This window comes from Enhygromyxa salina (assembly GCF_000737335.2).
GTDB classification, from domain to species: Bacteria; Myxococcota_A; Polyangia; order Nannocystales; family Nannocystaceae; genus Plesiocystis; species Plesiocystis salina_C.
In genome coordinates, this window is sequence record NZ_JMCC02000101.1 from 16,179 (window position 1) to 33,447 (window position 17,269).

11 protein-coding genes are annotated in these 17,269 nt (G+C 68.6%); 7 read left to right on the forward strand and 4 right to left on the reverse strand.

Annotated elements, in window-relative coordinates; all coding sequences use genetic code 11:
* Positions 1–88: 88 nt before the first annotated feature.
* Both DB30_RS31435 and icmF read right to left on the reverse strand, forming a co-directional pair.
* Positions 89–1,639 carry a serine/threonine protein kinase gene (locus DB30_RS31435; RefSeq protein ID WP_165704039.1) on the reverse strand — a complete coding sequence of 517 codons (1,551 nt, stop codon included), beginning with the start codon at positions 1,637–1,639 and terminating at the stop codon, positions 89–91.
* Between the two features lie 41 nt (positions 1,640–1,680).
* Positions 1,681–5,028: a fused isobutyryl-CoA mutase/GTPase IcmF gene (gene icmF, locus DB30_RS31440; RefSeq protein ID WP_052555985.1), complete on the reverse strand. Its 3,348-nt coding sequence runs from the start codon at positions 5,026–5,028 to the stop codon at positions 1,681–1,683.
* A 380-nt stretch (positions 5,029–5,408) separates the two neighbouring features.
* Between icmF and DB30_RS31445 the strand changes: the two genes are divergently transcribed.
* The 7 genes from DB30_RS31445 to DB30_RS31475 all read left to right on the forward strand — a co-directional run bounded on the left by DB30_RS31445 (position 5,409) and on the right by DB30_RS31475 (position 13,704).
* A complete protein-coding gene (locus DB30_RS31445; RefSeq protein WP_165704040.1) occupies positions 5,409–6,809 on the forward strand; it encodes a serine/threonine protein kinase in 1,401 nt (466 codons plus the stop codon).
* A 611-nt stretch (positions 6,810–7,420) separates the two neighbouring features.
* A complete protein-coding gene (locus DB30_RS31450) occupies positions 7,421–8,596 on the forward strand; it encodes a 30S ribosomal protein S1 (RefSeq protein ID WP_052555989.1) in 1,176 nt (391 codons plus the stop codon).
* A 105-nt stretch (positions 8,597–8,701) separates the two neighbouring features.
* Positions 8,702–9,031 carry a hypothetical protein gene (locus DB30_RS31455; RefSeq protein WP_146661452.1) on the forward strand — a complete coding sequence of 110 codons (330 nt, stop codon included), beginning with the start codon at positions 8,702–8,704 and terminating at the stop codon, positions 9,029–9,031.
* The gene (locus DB30_RS31460; RefSeq protein WP_052555993.1) at positions 9,028–9,561 is read left to right on the forward strand and encodes a DUF6036 family nucleotidyltransferase; all 534 of its coding nucleotides are present in this window, start codon (positions 9,028–9,030) and stop codon (positions 9,559–9,561) included. The genes DB30_RS31455 and DB30_RS31460 overlap by 4 nt, the downstream gene beginning before the upstream one ends.
* A 61-nt stretch (positions 9,562–9,622) precedes the next feature.
* Positions 9,623–10,141, forward strand: a complete 519-nt coding sequence (locus DB30_RS31465; protein WP_052555996.1) for a DUF1993 domain-containing protein — start codon at positions 9,623–9,625, stop codon at positions 10,139–10,141.
* 169 nt (positions 10,142–10,310) lie between these two features.
* Positions 10,311–11,117, forward strand: a complete 807-nt coding sequence (locus DB30_RS31470; RefSeq protein WP_052555998.1) for a hypothetical protein — start codon at positions 10,311–10,313, stop codon at positions 11,115–11,117.
* A gap of 37 nt (positions 11,118–11,154) precedes the next feature.
* Complete coding sequence (locus DB30_RS31475; RefSeq protein WP_052556000.1) at positions 11,155–13,704, forward strand: glycoside hydrolase family 31 protein; 2,550 nt, start codon at positions 11,155–11,157, stop codon at positions 13,702–13,704.
* A 39-nt stretch (positions 13,705–13,743) separates the two neighbouring features.
* On the opposite strand, the gene DB30_RS31480 is transcribed toward DB30_RS31475, so the two are convergent.
* Together DB30_RS31480 and DB30_RS31485 are read right to left on the reverse strand one after the other, a co-directional pair.
* Positions 13,744–16,704, reverse strand: a complete 2,961-nt coding sequence (locus DB30_RS31480) for a serine/threonine-protein kinase (protein ID WP_052556002.1) — start codon at positions 16,702–16,704, stop codon at positions 13,744–13,746.
* Positions 16,701–17,269, reverse strand: a 569-nt coding sequence (locus tag DB30_RS31485; RefSeq protein ID WP_146661454.1) for a methyltransferase domain-containing protein, incomplete at its 5' end; no start/stop codon positions are given. The genes DB30_RS31485 and DB30_RS31480, both read right to left, overlap by 4 nt.

Sequence of the window (17,269 nt, forward strand, 5' to 3'; positions counted from 1 at the left end):
CGCAGGGCTACGTACTGCTAGGAGCTGCGACACTGCCATTGGGCCTCAGTGCCGTGCATAACCCGGATCGAACTTAGGGTGTGCGGCACTACTTGAAGGGGTTCTTGAGGTCGCTGTCGTCGTCGTCGAACACCGGAGCCGTGTTGGCGTCACCGGCCTTCGGCTTGGCTTGCGAGCGCTTTGACGGGCGCTTGCCGGCCTTTGCAGGGGCGAGCTCATAGCTGAAGGACTTCTCGCCCCGGTTGGGGATGACCTCGATCTGCAGGGTCTCGTAGCCCTCGGCCTCGAGCCGCAAGGCGACCGCTTGCTCCGACAACGGAAACTCGATGCCCCCCTCGTCGTCGCTGTAGCCCCGTATACCGCCGTCTTTCGCGTCGATGACCCGGGCGCGAACGTTGGTCTCGAAGTGGATGCGCGCGGGCGCAGCCGCAGGTGTGGGGGACGCCGCGGGCTGGGCCTGTGCAGCCGCGTCTGTCGGCGCGACGGCGACGGGCGCGGGCGCAGCGACGACCGGCTCATCGGGCGCCGCCGCCTCCTCGACGGGCGACCGACTGCCAAGCAGCACGATCGCCACCGTCGCAGCCGCGATCCCCAGACCGCCAAGGCCCAGCCACAGCCCGCGCAAGCTGCCAGCGGGTGGCGGCGCGCCGGCAACCGAGACCGGCGGCGCCGTCATCAAACCAGAGCTCGATGCGCCCGACGGCGGGACCGACCGCCCCTGAAAGCTCATCGCCGCGCTCGCGTCGGGTGCGTGCAGCCCTTCGTTGACGACAGCCACGGCCCCTGCCCCGGTCCCAACCGCCTCGATCGCGCCGATCAACTCCGCCATCGACCCAAACCGCAGCGCGGGATCCTTTTGCAGCGCCTTGAGCACGATCGCCTCGGCCTCTGCCGGGATCCCGGCTTCGGGCACCCGCGCGCGCGGGGGCTTGGGGGCGTTGTACATGTGCTTGGTCAGCACCTCCCCAAAGTTCTTGCCCTTGAAGGGCACGCGACCACACAGCAGCTCGTACATGATGATCCCGACCGCGTAGATGTCGACGCGCGGATCATTGGAGTTGCCCATTGCCTGCTCCGGCGACATGTAGCGGGCGGTCCCGAAGATCATCCCGGTCTTGGTGAGGCCCAGCTCGTCGTTCTGGGCCTTGGCGATCCCAAAGTCGAGGACCTTGATGAAGTCGGGATCGCCACCGCGCGCGACCCGAAAGCAGTTGTCGGGCTTCATGTCGCGGTGAACCACGCCAGCGGCGTGAGCGGCCCCGAGCGCGCGGCAGACCTGCACGATCAGGTGGCGGACCCGCGGCCACGGGACTCGCTTCTCCCGCTTGAGCAGGACCCGCAGATCCTCGCCCTCGAGGTACTCCATCACGAAGAACACCGATCCATCGGGCGTGTCGCCGAAGTCGCTGATCTCGATCACGTTCGGGTGCGAGATCAGCGAGGTCGAGCGGGCCTCTCGCAAGAACCGCTCGCGCAGATCGGGGCGCTTCGCGACCTCGCGGTCGAGCACCTTGATCGCCAGCTTCTTGCCGATCGTGGTGTGCTCGCCCAGGTACACCGTGCCCATCCCACCCGCGCCGAGCTGCCGGAGCACGCGGTAGCGCCCGGCCAGGACCGTGCCGGTCAGATCTTGGCTCACGGCGGCTTGTTGTGGATGCGGAGGCCCAGCGTTCATCGTGCTCACATGTTGCGACGGTACTCGCCGCCAACCTCGAACAGCTTGCGCGAGATCTCGCCCAGCGAGCAGACCCGCGCGGCGTCCATCAAGCACTCGAAGGTGTTGCCGCCGCTGAGGGCGACCTGCTCGAGCTTGGCGAGCGCGGCCTCGCGCTGATCCGCGTGGCGGGCCTGGTAGGCGCGCAGCCGCTTGATCTGATCGTTCTTCTCGTCGGCGCTGGCCCGCGTCAGGTCCAGCGCGTTGGCGACCTCTTCACCGCTCTGCTCGGGGTTTTGGAAGGTGTTGACCCCCACGATCGGCAGCTCGCCCGTGTGCTTGAGCCGCTCGTACTTGAGGCTCTCGTCTTGGATCTTGCCGCGCTGGTACTGCCGCTCCATCGCCCCGAGCACGCCGCCGCGCTCGTCGAGGCGCAGGAATTCTTCGAGCACCGCCTCTTCGACCAGCTCGGTCAGCTGCTCGACGATGTAGCTGCCCTGCAGCGGATTTTCTGTCTTGGCCAGGCCCTGCTCCTTGGTGATGATCATCTGGATCGCCATCGCCCGGCGCACGCTGGCCTCGGTTGGCGTGGTGATCGCCTCGTCGTAGGCGTTGGTGTGCAGGCTGTTGCAGTGATCGTAGTAGGCGAACAGCGCCTGCAAGGTCGTGCGAATGTCGTTGAAGTCGATCTCCATCGCGTGCAGCGAGCGGCCGCTGGTCTGGATGTGATACTTGAACTTTTGCGAGCGCTCGTCGGCGCCATACAGGTCGCGCATAGCGATCGCCCAGATCCGCCGCGCGACCCGGCCGATCACCGTGTACTCGGTGTCGAGGCCGTTGGAGAAGAAGAAGCTCAGGTTGCGGGCGAAGTCGTTGACCGCCATGCCCCGTGATCGGTAGTACTCCACGTACGTAAAGCCGTTGGCCAGCGTGAACGCGAGCTGCGAGATCGGGTTAGCCCCGGCTTCTGCGATGTGATAGCCGCTGATCGACACCGAGTAGTAGTTCTGGACCCGCTTGCGGATGAAGTACTCCTGAATGTCGCCCATCATGCGCAGGGCGAATTCAATCGAGAAGATGCAGGTGTTCTGGCCTTGGTCCTCTTTGAGGATGTCGGCCTGCACGGTGCCCCGGACCATGCGCAGGGTCGCGTCGCGCAGCTGCTCGTACTCGGCCTCGGTCGGCGCCCTGCCCTGCTTGGCCGTGAACGCGTCGACCTGCTGATCCACGGCGGCGTTCATGTAGAAGGCCAAGATGATCGGCGCGGGCCCGTTGATCGTCATGGACACCGAGGTGCTCGGCGCACACAGATCAAACCCGGCGTAGAGCTCTTTGGCGTCGTCGAGGGTGCACACGCTGACGCCGCTCTCTCCGATCTTGCCCCACACGTCGGGCCGCTCCTCGGGGTCCTGCCCGTAGAGCGTGACCGAGTCGAACGCGGTGGACAGGCGCTTGGCCGGCTCGCCCTCTGACAGGTACTTGAAGCGCTCGTTGGTCCGGGCTGGGCCGCCCTCGCCGGCGAACATGCGCTTGGGATCCTCGCCCTCGCGCTTGAACGAGAACACCCCGCCAGTGAACGGAAAGTGCCCCGGCGGACCTTCGAGCAGCATGTAGCGCAGCGTCGCGCCGGGCTCGTCGTCGCTGGGCAGCGCGACCCGTGGGATGCGGCTGTCCGACAGCGTGATCGTGTGCGTGGGGTAGCGGATCTCCCGGTCGCGGACCCGCATCACGTACTCGTCGGCGGCGTACTCCGCTCGCAGCTTGGGCAGCAGCGCGAGCGCCTGGCGAGCGTCGCCGTCGAGCTTGGCCTCGGCGGCGGTGATCTGCTGGTCGAGCCAGGTCAGCGTGGGCTCGCCCAAGGTCGCGGCGGCTTCGGTCGCTAGCTCGCGAACGTGGCGCAGATGCGCGAGCTCGCGAACCGCGGTGATCTGCTGGCGAACCTTGGTCTTGTAGGCGCGGACCGTGTGGACGACCTCGGCGAGGTAGTGGATCCGCGCGGGCGGGATGATGTCGGCGGTGCTCGACGCGATCGCCCGCTGATCTTCGGGGATCTGCGAGGTCCAGTCGGGATCGCCAAGCTCGCTCAGCTTGGCACACAGCGCCACGTACAAGCCGTTGACGCCGCTGTCGTTGAACCGGCTCGCGACCGTGCCAAACACCGGCAGCTGCTCGTCCTCGACCCCGTGAAACAAGTTGCGGTTGCGCCGAACCTGCTTGCGGACGTCGCGGAGCGCGTCCTTGCTGCCCTTGTGCTCGTACTTGTTGATCGCCACGAAGTCGGCGACGTCGAGCATCTCGATCTTCTCGAGCTGGCTCTGGGCCCCGTACTCGGCCGTCATCACGTACAGACACAGATCCGCGAGGTCGTCGATCGCCGCGTCGCCCTGGCCGATGCCCGAGGTCTCGACCAGGATCAGCTCATAGCCGGCCAGCTTGCACAGCTGGACCGCGTGCTTGGTCGCCGCCGAGATCTCGGCCCCCGAGGTCCGCGTGGCCATGCTGCGCATGAACACGTTGCCGTGGCGGATGCTGTTCATGCGGATCCGATCGCCCAGCAGCGCCCCGCCCGTGCGCCGACGGGTGGGGTCCACCGAGATCACGGCGATCTTGCGGTCGGGGTTCTCGCGGGCGAAGCGAGCGACCAGCTCGTCGGTCAGCGAACTCTTGCCTGCGCCGCCGGTCCCCGTGAGGCCGAGCACCGGGACGTTTGGCACTTGGTGGGTCTCGATCGCCGCGAGCAAGGCCCGGCCCGCTTCGCTGTGGCGGCCGTCGACGTGATCCTCGAGCACGGTGATCAGCTGGGCCAGGCGCGGGACCCCCGGATCTGGCTCGCCCACGCCGCGCACCGGCCGGGCGGGCTGGACCAGCAGCTCGAACGCGGCCAGCGGATCGGCTGGGGCCGTCGAAAAGTCTGCGCCTGCGATGATCATGTTGATCATCCCGTCGAGCCCGTGGCGCCGACCATCCTCGGGCGAGAAGATGCGGTTGATCCCGTACGCGTGCAGCTCGTCGATCTCGCGGGGCACGATGACCCCACCGCCGCCGCCCCAGATCGTGATGTGCGGGGCCCCCTTCTCGCGCAGGAGGTCATGCATGTACTTGAAGTACTCCATGTGACCGCCCTGATAGGAGCTCACCGCGATCGCCTGGGCGTCCTCTTGGATCGCCGCGTCGACGACCTCGGCCGCGCCCCGGTTGTGACCAAGGTGGATCACTTCGGCACCCTGGGCCTGTAGGATCCGACGCATCACGTTGATCGCCGCGTCGTGGCCATCGAACAGGGCGGCCGCCGTCACCACCCGGATCTTGTGGTTGGCCCGGTGGCCAGCGCTGGGTTCCGTGGGCGATTTCGCGGAGGCTGCAACCGTCGGCATGGTCGAGGCCAGGGTACGGAGCCGGCCAACGCCGTACAAGCGTGAAACCGCGCGAGCGCCCCCTGTGCGACGGAATTCGCGGATATTGCTGTCCCCAATCGCGAACCTGGTCTTCCGGTCGGGACGCGGATCCGCCGACCGCGGACTCACGAGGCCAGCGGAAGGCGCGCACTCACGTAGAAAAATCCGGGCAACGAGCCCTGTGTGCTCTAAACTCTGCCCTGCTTTCCTGGAATACTCGGGCCGGAGCCAGCCAGCTGGCGTTGATCCCGAGAAGTCCCGGACTTTGTCCTCCCATGCCTAAACGATCAGAAGGGCGGCCGCCGCAGCGCGGACCGCAGGGACCCACCGCTCCGCGTCGCGAAGCGTCCGGTTCGAGCATGAGCATGGAGATGGTGTTCAGCGACGACGTCGGTCACCAGATCGCCGGCCGCTACGACATCACTCGCGTCATCGGCGAAGGCGGCATGGGCGTCGTCTACGAGGCCTACGACACCCAGGTCGATCGCAGCGTGGCGATCAAGGTCGTGCGCAGCGAGTGCCTCTCGGACCGCAAATTCCTGACCCGATTCAAGCGCGAGATGGAGGTCACGACGCGGCTGCGTCACCCGTCCACGATCCGCGTGTTCGAGCACGGCTCCGCCGAAGACGGCCGGCCCTACATGGTCATGGAGCTGCTCACCGGCGAGAGCCTGGCCGAGCGGCTCGAGCGCGGCCGGATCCCCGAGATCGAGGCCCTGCAGCACGCCCGCCAGATCGCCGAGAGCCTGTCCGAGGCGCACGAGAACGGCATCTTCCACCGCGACCTCAAGCCCGACAACATCTTCATCGAGAGCGTTGGCGTCAGCACGGTCGTCAAGGTGCTCGACTTTGGGATCGCGGGCGGACTCGACGCGACCAAGCTGACCCGCGCGGGCGAGGTGTTTGGGACCCCGCAGTACATGTCGCCCGAGCAGTGCAACGGCCTGCCGCTAGACCACCGCACAGACATCTACTCGCTCGGCTGCATCCTCTACGAGATGATTGAGGGCCGGCCGCCGTTCTCGGCCGAGTCGCCAATGGCGACGATGCTCAAGCACGTCAAGACCAAGGTCCCGACCCCGCGGCACTGCTGCCGCGAGACCGCCAAGGTCCTGATGATGGCGCTGCGAAAAGATCGCGGCAAACGAATCCAAGACTGCGGTCGCTTCGCCGGGTTGCTTGGCGAGTGCATCGGGGCCGCGCGCGCCCGCGACGAAGGCCGCCCCTCGCCCAACCCCGACAGCGCGCTGCGGCGCGGCTCCAACACCACCGGGCCGATCTCCGCGACCGACACCCCGATCGGCACGGGGGCCACCTCGCCGATCGCCGTCGCGACGGGTCTGAGCACCGCGAGCAAGCTGGTGATCGGCGGCCTCGGTGTCTCGTTCGTGATCATCGTCAGCGCCATGTTGTTCGGGTCCAACAAGTCCAACACGGGCGAGTCCGGCGCAACCGGCACCCCCGGCATGGCGGCCACCGACCCCAAGCCGGGCGAGATCAACGTCGACGACCTGCCCAAGAACCGGGCGATGATCTCCAGCAACGTCGAAGGCTCGAAGGTCTTCCTGGACGACGAGTACAAGTGCGACACCCCCTGCACTCTCGAGGTCCCCGTGGGTGACTCGCGCGACCACGAGATCATCGTGCGCAAAGATGGCTACATCGAGGTCATGACCAAGTGGCAGCCGCGCTCGGTCACCGAGCGCCCACCGCAGCTGCCCGACCTCAAGCCAGCCGACTACGAAGTAGAGCTACCGTGACCCCCCCGGCCGCCTTCGCACTCTGCGGTCACTCGCTGCGCTCGCTCCCAACGGGCTAGCTGTCCGCAGGCGCATGTGTGGCCCCCTAAAGGGGGCTTGTTTAGACCCCCCCGGCCGCCTTCGCACTCTGCGGTCACTCGCTGCGCTCGCTCCCAACGGGCTAGCTGTCCGCAGGGGCATGTGTGGCCCCCTAAAGGGGGCTCGCCGTGCCCGCGGTCAGCTTCAAAGATGACCTCCGCCGCGCAGGCCGCCAACGATGCGCCACCCACGGCACGCCTTCTACGCGGTCCATGATGCCCCCCGCCCACAACGAGAGGGCGTGCGAGGGCTGTAGGTACCCAGACGAGAGCCCCCTTCTACGCCTTCTAGGGGGCCAACGATGCGCCGCCCCCCGGAACCCCTTCTACGCCTTCTACGCGGTCCATGATGCTCCCCGCGCCCAGAACGAGAATGGAGCGGCGTGCGATGGCTGTAGGTACCCAGACGAGAGCCCCCTTCTAGGGGGCCACACATGCCCCTGCGGACAGCCAGCCCGTTGGGAGCGAGCGCAGCGAGTGACCTGCGAGGTGCGAAGCCGGCCGGGGGGGTAAAAAAAATGGTACGAGTCTGCCATGGCGCAAGACGAGGATTTCGCGGCGATGTTCGAGACTTCGCTGGCGACGGGCAAGGGCGGGACCTACAAGCGGCTGTCGACTGGCGACAGCGTGCAGGTCACCGTCGTGCAGATCGGCAAGGACGCGGTGTTCGTCGACGCTGGCACCCGCGCCGAGGCTGAGATCGCCCGCTATGAGCTGGAGAACGAGCACGGTGAGCTGACCGTCAAGGTTGGTGATCGGCTGCGGGCGACGGTGGCCGAGGGCGGTGACCATCCCAAATTGGTGATGCGCTTCAACGCTGGCAGCGGGCTCGCGGGGCTCGAGACGGCGCTCGAGGCTGGGGCGCCGGTCGAGGGCACCGTGTCGAAGGCGGTCAAGGCTGGGCTCGAGGTGCAGATCGGCAAGATTCGGGCGTTCTGTCCGGCGTCGCACGTGCACATCTCGTTCACGCCCGACATCTCGATCTACGAGGGGCAGACGATGCAGTTCAAGGTGCTCGAGATCCGCGACAACGGCCGCTCGGTCGTGGTCTCGCGCAAGGCCCTGCTGCAAGACGAGCGGGCGATCACGGGTCGCGCGACGCTCGAGAGCCTGAGCGTCGGGCAGATCGTCGAGGGCACGGTCCAGGCGATCCAGCCCTACGGAGCATTCATCGATCTCGGCGGCATCGAAGGGCTGATCCACGTGTCGGAGCTGGGCCACGGTCGCGTGGATCGGGTCGAGGACGTCGTCACGGTGGGCGAGCAGATCCGCGTGAAGGTGCTCAGCGTCGAGCAGACGGCGGAGGGCGCGACGCGGATCGGGCTGTCGCTGCGCCAGGCCACGCAGCTGGCCGAGGGCACCCAGACCGCGAGCGCGGGCGCCGACAAGCAGGTCGTTGACGCCGAGGTCGTGAAGGTCGAGGCGTTTGGGGTGTTCGTGGAGACGGCGACCGGCGGCGGCATCGTGCCCACGCGCGAGCTGGACTTGCCGCCGGGCGGCGATCCTCGCCGGGCGTTCCCGGTTGGCAAGCAGGTGCAGGTTGTTGCGATCGGCACCGACGAGAAGGGCCGCACGCGCTTCTCGATGCGCCGCGTTGAAGAAGAGCAGGCGCGCAGCAACTACCGGCAGTTTCGGGCCAAGCAGAGCGGGGGTCCGTCGACCCAGGTCGGCAGCTTTGGCGATCTGCTCAAGGCCAAGCTCAGCGACTGAGCCGGCGCTACCGCGAAGCGGGTCCGGACCCCCGATCCGGACCCCTGGTGCGCCCAAGCGGATGCGAGACCTCGCCCCCGCTGAGATCAGTCTATGATGGTGTCCATGGCGACCGATCCGCATCGCTTGGCGGAAGCCCGCAGCTTGGCGGCGCATCAGCTGATCGCGGCGCGGCTCGCTGACGAACCGGAGCTGCTGGAGATGGCCCGGGAGCGCGTGGCGTCGTGGCTGGAGGATCGCAGCGTCGCGCGAGCCTACGCCGAAGCGTGGCGCGACCTCCTCGCGCGAGATGTCGCCGGGATCGCGGTGGCGATCATCGATCCAAGCGAGCATGGCCGCGCGCTGCGCCAATGCACGCCCTTTGCCGGGGCCCTCGATCCACGCACGCGCTGGCGGCTGTGGGCGAGCGTCCGTGAACAACTCGAGACCCCATGAAGCGCGCGCAGCTCGAGCACCTGATCCGAGCCTGCTCGACGATCGCCGAGGACGACGAGATCATCATCATTGGCAGTCAGTCGATCCTGGGCCAATTCCCGGACGCGCCCGAGGAGCTGCTGATCTCGAACGAGGCCGACGTCTACCCGCGCAACTTCCCCGAGCGTGCGGAGCTGGTCGACGGATCGATCGGCGAGCTGTCGCCGTTCCACCAGACCTTCGGCTACTACGCCCAGGGCGTCGGGGAGCAGACCGCCACGCTCGCGCAGGGATGGCAGCACCGCCTGATCCCGGTCAACAACGCGAGGACCCGGGGCGCGACGGGCTGGTGTCTCGAGGTTCACGACCTCGTGGTCTCGAAGTACGCGGCCAACCGCGAGAAGGATCGTGAATTCGTGCGCGCCGTGATCCGCCACGGGCTGATCCAGCGCGAGACCCTCGACCAGCGCCTGGCGCAGACCGAGCTCGACCCGCGGCTGCGCGCGCTGATCCTGGGGCTGATCGAGCAAGACTTCCGTGAGGCCCCGTGATCCGGCCGCCCTCCCCGCTTGGGTATTGACCGCCCCAAGCAGACGCCGGATCGTCGCGTCGATGTCTCTCTACCAATACAGCGTCCTCCAAATGTCCTCGATGCTCCGCAACATCGACGGGTGCCTCGACAAGGCCATCGCGTTCGCGGAGGCCAAGGAGTTCTCGGCGGATGACTTCGCCGGGTTTCGTCTGGCCCCGGACATGCGGCCGCTCTCGTTTCAGATCCAGGCGGCTTGTGACGCGGCCAAGTTCGCGGGCGCTCGGCTCGCCGGCGTCGAAGCCCCGTCCAACCCCGACACCGAGACGACCATGGCCGAGCTCAAGGCCCGCATCGCAACCACGCTCGAGTTTCTAAAGGGGCTCGACGAGCGGGCGGTCGACGGCGGTGCCGAGCGCGAGGTTCGGATGAGCTTCCTCCCCGGCATGGGGATCAGGGGCGCCGACTACCTGCGGCAGATGGCAGTGCCCAACTTCTACTTTCATGTGACCACGGCGTATGCGTTGCTGCGCGCGGCTGGGGTGGGTGTTGGCAAGCGCGACTTCATCACCGATCTGGCGCTGTTTCCGGTCGCGGACTGATCAGCGGTTGATATGGATCTCGAGGGGCAGCAATGCCCCTACGATCGTGCGCAGTACGAAGATGACGCGGACGTCCTGGTTGCGCGGTCGTGCCCATGGGCCGTGGCCCGCGACACTGTGCAGCGCAGCGCACGTCCCGCGGGCCCTCGCGCCGTGATAATTTACCCGCATGGGCAGGCTCAGCGAATGTACCAAATGGGCGGTGTTGGCGATGGGTCTGGCGATGTCGAGCGCGGTTGGATGTGGACTGTTCGAGCCCGCGCTCACCGATGGCGAGGTCTGCGACGCCGACAAAGACTGCACGACCGAGGTGTGCACCAGCTACGGGCTGTGCTCCCACAGTCGCTGTGACTGTCCAAGCGGCGACTGTGCCGAGAGCGGCGAGGTCACGTCTGACTGTCTCGATGGCTGGCGCTGCGTCAGCCACGACTCGATCTTCGCCCCGGTCGTCGATCCGATCAAAGAGTTCTTCGGCGCCAGCACCGATGACTCCGATGGTTTTTGCCAGCCAACCTGTGAGGCGGGCTGCCCCGACCGCTATCTGTGTGGCGACAGCGGCGAGTTCTGCGTGCCCGACTCGGACTGGATCTACCCCGTGCCCACGGTGACGTGGACCGGCGACGCGACGGGTGAGTTCAGCGGGCGCGATCAATCCACAACGGTGGTCGTCGAGGAAGGATCAACGATCAGCTTGACCGGAACCGGCAGCTCGCCGCAGGGCCACCCGATCACCGGATACAGCTGGACGACCGTCTCGGGGGCCGCCGACTACATGGACTTCGAGGGCCAGACCATCGAGACCACGGTTGCGAGCGGAGACTATCGCCGCGTCGAATTCACGGTCGTCGACGATGCGTCGCGATCGGGCAAGGTGACGGTGATCTTCGAGTCTTGCCGCGGCACGGGCACGATGTGTGGGTATGAGGGATCGGGCTGCTGCAGCAGCTGCGACGACGCGAACAACACCTGCCTGTGATGGCCCCGATCGGGCGCGCAGAAGGTACAACCACCGGATGCGCCGACCGCCGATCGTCCTCATGGCCGTGCTGGCCTCATGCTGGGGCTGCAACACCGATACCGTCAGCTCCACCGCGACCAGCGAGACGTCAGACACGAGCACGACTGGTGACGGCGACGGCGACGGCGACGGAGACGGCGACGGCGATGGCGATGGCGACGGCGAGCCGGCCGAGATCACCCTCGAGTGGATCGAGCGCACCCCCGAGCTACGCCTGCTCCGCGGCGACGAGGTCCTGCTCAGCTTTGGCCCCGACGCGTTCGCGCTTGGCGAGGTCGCAACGATCAACGACGCCAGCAGCTACGACCCGCTGTTCATCGAGCCCGACGCGTGGCGGATCGTCGCGTCGGCGCAGACGCTCACCAACACGCCCGATCAGCTCGAGGCCACGCTGACCTACACGAGCGGCGCCACGGCCCAGCTGATCGTCGATCGCCTGGCCCCGGGCCGCTACGAGGCCCGCTGGACCCCCAACGCGGGCGGACCCGAGCACGCGATGCTGCGCCTGGCGCCCCGCGTCGACACCGAAGAGGGCTTCTATGGGTTGGGTGAGCTGTTCGATCGGCCCGAGCACCGCGGCACCCTGCGGGCGCTCGCGCTGGAGTTCGATCCCGCCCTCGAGAGCAGCACCAACGAGGCCCACGTGCCGGTCCCGTTCCTGACTGGCACCCGCGGCTGGGGCCTGTACATCAACGACGATCACGCGAGCACCTTCGACGTGGCCAAGACCGCGAGCGACACGGTGATCGCCACGGTCGGCACCGGCCCCGACACGCCGACCGGGCTGCATTTCTACCTGTTTGGCGCCGACCACCCGCTCGACATCACCGCCCACTACTACGCGGTCAGCGGCTACCCCCACCTGCCCGCTCCGTGGGCGCTCGGCCCGTGGATCTGGCGCGACGAGAACCAAGATCAAGCGGAGGTCGAGGCCGACATCCAGACCCTGCGGGACCTCGATCTCGCGACCTCGGGGATCTGGGTGGATCGGCCCTACGCCAGCGGCGTCAACAGCTTCGACTTCGAGCCGGCCCAGTTCCCGGATCCGCAGGCGATGATCGATCAGGCCCACGCGATGGGCCTGCGCTTCGCCCTGTGGCACACGCCCTACCTCGACGCCGATGATCCTGCCGTCGCGCCGCTGCGGCTCGAGGCCGAGCAAAACGGCTACTTTCCGCCCGCCACCGCGCTGCTGACCTCGAACTGGGACGAGCCGATCGACTTCACCAACCCGGCCGCGTACTCGTTCTGGCAAGACCAGATCCAGCTGTACACCGCGATGGGCGTGGAGGGCTTCAAGCTCGACTACGGCGAGGACGTGACGGTTGGCATCAACGGGATCCGCACGGTGTGGAGCTTCGCCGATGGGTCGAGCGAGCGGACCATGCACAAGCACTACGCGCGCCTGTACCACCAGGCCTACCAAGAGCTGCTGCCAGACACGGGCGGGTTCTTGCTCACGCGCACGGGCACCCACGGGGATCAGGCCAACGTCGACGTGATCTGGCCCGGCGATCTCGACGCGACCATGACCCGCCACGGCGAGGTGTTCGAGCGGGGCGGCAACAACTACACCGGCGTCGGCGGGCTGCCAGCGGCGATCGTCGCGGGCCTGTCGTTGGGGCCCAGCGGGTTCCCGCTGTTTGCTTCGGACACGGGCGGCTACCGCCACTCACCGCCATCCCCCGAGACCTTCGTGCGCTGGACCGAGTACGCGGCGCTGATGCCCGTGATGCAGATCGGCACCAGCAGCAACGACGTGGCCTGGGAGTTCGACGACAGCGTGCTCGCGGCCTACCGCGAGCTCACGCGCCTGCACCTGCGGCTGTTCCCCTACTTTTGGACCCACATCATGGCCCTGAGCGACGGGGGCCGGGCGATCGCGCGACCGCTGGGGTTGGCGTTCCCCGAGCTCGGCGTCCACCCCAGCTTCGACTACATGCTTGGCGACGCGCTGCTGGTCGCGCCGGTCATCGACGCGGGCGCCGTGAGCCGGGAGGTCACGTTCCCGCCGGGACAGTGGCACCACTGGTGGACGGGCGAGGTAGTCGACGCGCCAGGCCCCGGCGCGACCACTCAGACGATCGACGCGCCGCTTGGCCGCCCGCCCCTGTTCCTGCGCGCGGGCCAGCTGGTGCCGATGCTGCGGCCCACGATCGACAGCCTCGCGCCCACCACCGTCCCAGGTACGGATCCGGGCCAGGTCGATTCTTACGCGACCGCGCCCGGCCGCCTGACGATCCGCACCAGCGCGGGGCCTCACGCAGCGCTGACCCTGTTCGATCAGACCGAGCTGGAACAGGTCACCTCTGGGCCCACGATCCAGCTGTCGAACAAGCCCGGCGCCGTGTTTGCAGCGGGCGTGAGCTACGAGGTCGTCGGGCTGAGCGAGGCGCCGATCAGCGTGGGCGATCAGCTTGGCCCGCTCCCCCAGCTCGACGCGGCCGCGCTCGCCGACGCCGAGCGGGGCTGGGCGTTCGAGGCGGGGATCGTCCACGTCAAGCTCGAGCCCGGGCCGCACACCACGGTCGTGCTGCTGCGCTGAGTCGACCGGCAGGTTTTACAGACATGGGGGGCGCCCGAGTCACGTCGATGGGTGATCGTGCAGCCACTGGCGAACCTCGGCGAGCATCGACGCGGCCCCTTCGCCGGCCTTGGCCAGCCCAACCTCCGCCTGCTCCGCGAGCGCGCGCGCCCGAACCCGTTGGGGGCTGCGCGGCCGCCCCGACGCCCACAGGGCCTTGGCCAGATCGAAGCGCGACTTGGCGAGGAGCTTGGGATCGCCGGCCTGCGCCGAGCGAAGCGCCAGCGCCCGCTCGAGCGGCGCCACGGCCTGCGCGGGCTCGCCCATGAGCATGTTCATCTCGCCGATCCCGTCGAGCGTGAACGCCAACTTGGGGTGATCGGGACCCAGCGCCGCCTCGCGGATCTGCAGCGCACGGGTCAACCGTGCGCTGGCGTCGACAAAATTACCCAGCTGTGCCTCGGTCACGGCGAGGTTGGTCAAGGCGCTCGCAAGGCCTGGATGATCGGGGCCCAGCGCCAACTCCTTGACCTGCACCGCCCGCCGAAACAGCTCGCGGGCGGCCTCGATCTCGCCACCATCGAGCACGACGACCCCCAGGTTGCTCAAGCTCGCGCCCACGTCGGGGTGGTTGGGATCCAAGGTGGCCTCGCGGATCGCCAGCGCGCGCTCGAGCAGCGCGCGGGCCTGCTCGGCCTCGCCACGCTCGGCGCGGGCGTTGCCGAGGTTGCTGAGCACGTCCGCGACCTCGACGTGCTCCGACCCCAGCGCGCGCTCGCGGATCTGAAGGGACTGCGTGTAGAGCTCGATCGCGCGGTCGAGATCACCGAGCGCATAGGCGGCGTTGCCCATGTTGTTGAGCACGTCCGCGACCTCCGGGTGCTCGGCGCCCAAGGCCTCGCGGACCAGCTCGAGCGCCCGCTCCTGGTGCCGCATCGCGGCCGCGTGGTCACCGTCGGCCCCCGCTGCGGTGCCAAGGCTGGACCAACTGTGGGCGACCAGGCGGTGGCGCGGACCCAACACCTGCTCGCGCAGCTCGAGCGCGCGTTGATGGGCCTCGAGCGCCTCGTGTGGCCGGCCTTGGGCGTTGAGCACCTCGCCTTGGGCCGCGAACGCAGCCGCGAGCAAGACGTCGTTCTGGGCCGCCCGCGCGAGCGCCTCGGCGTGGCGCGCCCAGGTCAGCCCCTCGGCGTGGCGGCCCAGCCCGTATCCGATCAGCTTGGCAGCGTACGACGCCACCTCGCTCGCCTCGGCGGTCATGTTGTTGGCGACGAACAACATGTAGCCCTCGTCGAGCAGCGTCGCCGCGTCCCCGGAGGGATCGAGCTGTTGACGCAGTATCCCGACCACGCCGAGCGCACGGGCCAAGAACGGCGGGTAGCCGAGCTCGCGCGCCTCAACCAAGATCGGCTCGGCCAGCGCGGCGCCATCGGAGTACTTACCCGCACGATACGCCGCCCGGGCCCGGGCGAGGTCGTCTTCGAGCCGCGTGATCCGGCTGGCGATCTTCGGGTCGGTGGGCGGCGGGACCCGGGCCCGCAGCCGCGCGACGTCGGCACACGCGTCGACGCTCGGCAGCGCGCCGACGAACTCGACCGCGCGCTCGGCAACGGTCGCGTCGGCGTGGGCGAGCAGCTCGACCGTGGCTCGAAAGTCACGCAGGCGCTCGTCGAGGCACTTGACGCGCAGATCGAGGACCTGCTCTGACTGTTCTTTGCGGACGTGGGTGGCCCGACACGCGTCACGCCGATGCTCGACCCACGCGGTGCTCCAGGCGTCGAGTCCGGCCTCGACCCGCTCCCAGGTCGCGCTGGCGTAGACCAGCTCGGTGGCGAGCAAGGCCGCGCGCGTGGCCGCGCGGCGCTCGGGATCCCAGACACCCACCAAGTGCTGATCCAGCCCCGCGCAGAACTGCACCGCTCGGTCAGTCTGTTTGCCGTGATCGCTGGCTTGATACTGACCAAAGATCGCAACCCCGACCGCGAGGGTCACGGCGATCACCGTCAGCCATCGCGTGCGCGTGACCGAGGGATCGCGCTCCAGCGCCGCGATCAGCTCGCGCATCGACGGCCAACGCATCGCTGGATCGCGGCTCAGGCCACGCACGATGATGCGGTGGATCCAAGCGGGGACCCGCGTCCCCGCCGGCCGCGGCACCACCTCGCCAAGCGTGACCGCGGCCGCGATCTCGGGGACGGTCTCGCCCCGGTAGGGTCGCTCACCGTAGAGCAGCTCGAAGCAGGTCACACAAAACGCGAACTGATCGCTCGCGGCGTCGGCCGGGCACCCGGCGAATTGCTCCGGGGCCATGTAGGCCGGCGTGCCCATCAGCGCGCCAGCGCGGGTGATCGTGCCGCTCTGGCTGAGGGATCCCTTGGCTGTCGTCCCAGCGACGTCATCGCCGTCGCCGTCGCCGTCGCCAGGTACGCCCACGCCCGCGCCCGCGCCCGCGCTCGGGTCAGGCGCTGCGTCGACCCGCGCGAGGCCAAAGTCCATGACCCGCACGCGCCCCTTGTCGCTGACCATCACGTTGTGGGGCTTGAAGTCGCGGTGGACGAGACCGGCCTCGTGGGCGGCCGCGAGCCCTCGGCCTGCCTGCAACAGCAGCTCGAGGGTCGACTTCCAGTGTTCGGTCCCGGCGACCCGCTCGTCCAAGGTCACGCCGCGCACGTACTCCATCGCCACGAACACCTGCCCGGCGTGGTCGCCCACGTCGTGCACGGTCACGACGTTGGGGTCGGCGAGCTTGGCGAGCACCTGCGCCTCGCGGACCAGGCGAGCCCGGGCGCTGGCCTGATCGCGGCCACGCGGGCGCAGCAATTTCACGGCCACGCGCCGATCGAGCTCGGGGTCATAGGCCGCGAACACGACCCCCATCGCCCCCGCGCCCAGCCGCTCCAACACCACGTAGCGCCCAACCTCCTGGCCCCGCCGCGGCTCGACGGGCGCCGGCCCGCGCTCGGTCTCTGGGGGGCCCGGGCCATGGGTCGCGGTCGTGGTCTGTTCGGTCGAGCTGGTCACGCGCGCCTCACCAGCACGAATTTGACCCGACGCTCGTCGCCCTCGGCCGCGCCAAACATCGCCCGCGCGTCGCCGCTGGCACCTTCCAGCAGCTGCGCGGTCGCAAACGAGGGCGGGACCTTGGCCCACAGGGCGGCGAAGTTGCGCGCAAGCGGGAGGATGCCCGCGAGCAACGGGAGCGCGGCCAGATCGCAGCCGCTGCGATCCCAGTTTGCGCCCCACGGCGGATCGACGAACAAGATCGCTGCAGGATCCGCACGCGCCGCGACGAAGGTCAGCGCGTCGGCGTGGACAAACTCGATCTGATCGGCGACCCCATACACACCCGCGTTGTGGCGCGCGAGCTCGAGCCGGGCCGCGTCCTGCTCGATCGCCTGGACATGACAACCGGCCCGCGCGAACGCGATCGCGTTGCCCCCTGCCCCGCAGCCCGCGTCGACGATCGGCCGGCCCTGGGCCAGCGCGGCGATCTCCATCGCGAGCGGCTCCGGCGTCAGCGACATCCGCCCGATCTCGTCGAGCCGCGTCCCCGCGCGCGAGAACCCCCCGGTGCCGGCCCGGCGGC

What these genes read in the sequence shown, in the direction of transcription:
- DB30_RS31455 (WP_146661452.1), top strand. Translation starts at nt 8,702, where the DNA reads ATGGCGACCGATCCGCATCGCTTGGCGGAAGCCCGCAGCTTGGCGGCG.
- icmF (WP_052555985.1), bottom strand. Translation starts at nt 5,028, where the DNA reads ATGCCGACGGTTGCAGCCTCCGCGAAATCGCCCACGGAACCCAGCGCT.
- DB30_RS31470 (WP_052555998.1), top strand. Translation starts at nt 10,311, where the DNA reads ATGGGCAGGCTCAGCGAATGTACCAAATGGGCGGTGTTGGCGATGGGT.
- DB30_RS31460 (WP_052555993.1), top strand. Translation starts at nt 9,028, where the DNA reads ATGAAGCGCGCGCAGCTCGAGCACCTGATCCGAGCCTGCTCGACGATC.
- DB30_RS31450 (WP_052555989.1), top strand. Translation starts at nt 7,421, where the DNA reads ATGGCGCAAGACGAGGATTTCGCGGCGATGTTCGAGACTTCGCTGGCG.
- DB30_RS31445 (WP_165704040.1), top strand. Translation starts at nt 5,409, where the DNA reads ATGAGCATGGAGATGGTGTTCAGCGACGACGTCGGTCACCAGATCGCC.
- DB30_RS31475 (WP_052556000.1), top strand. Translation starts at nt 11,155, where the DNA reads ATGCGCCGACCGCCGATCGTCCTCATGGCCGTGCTGGCCTCATGCTGG.
- DB30_RS31465 (WP_052555996.1), top strand. Translation starts at nt 9,623, where the DNA reads ATGTCTCTCTACCAATACAGCGTCCTCCAAATGTCCTCGATGCTCCGC.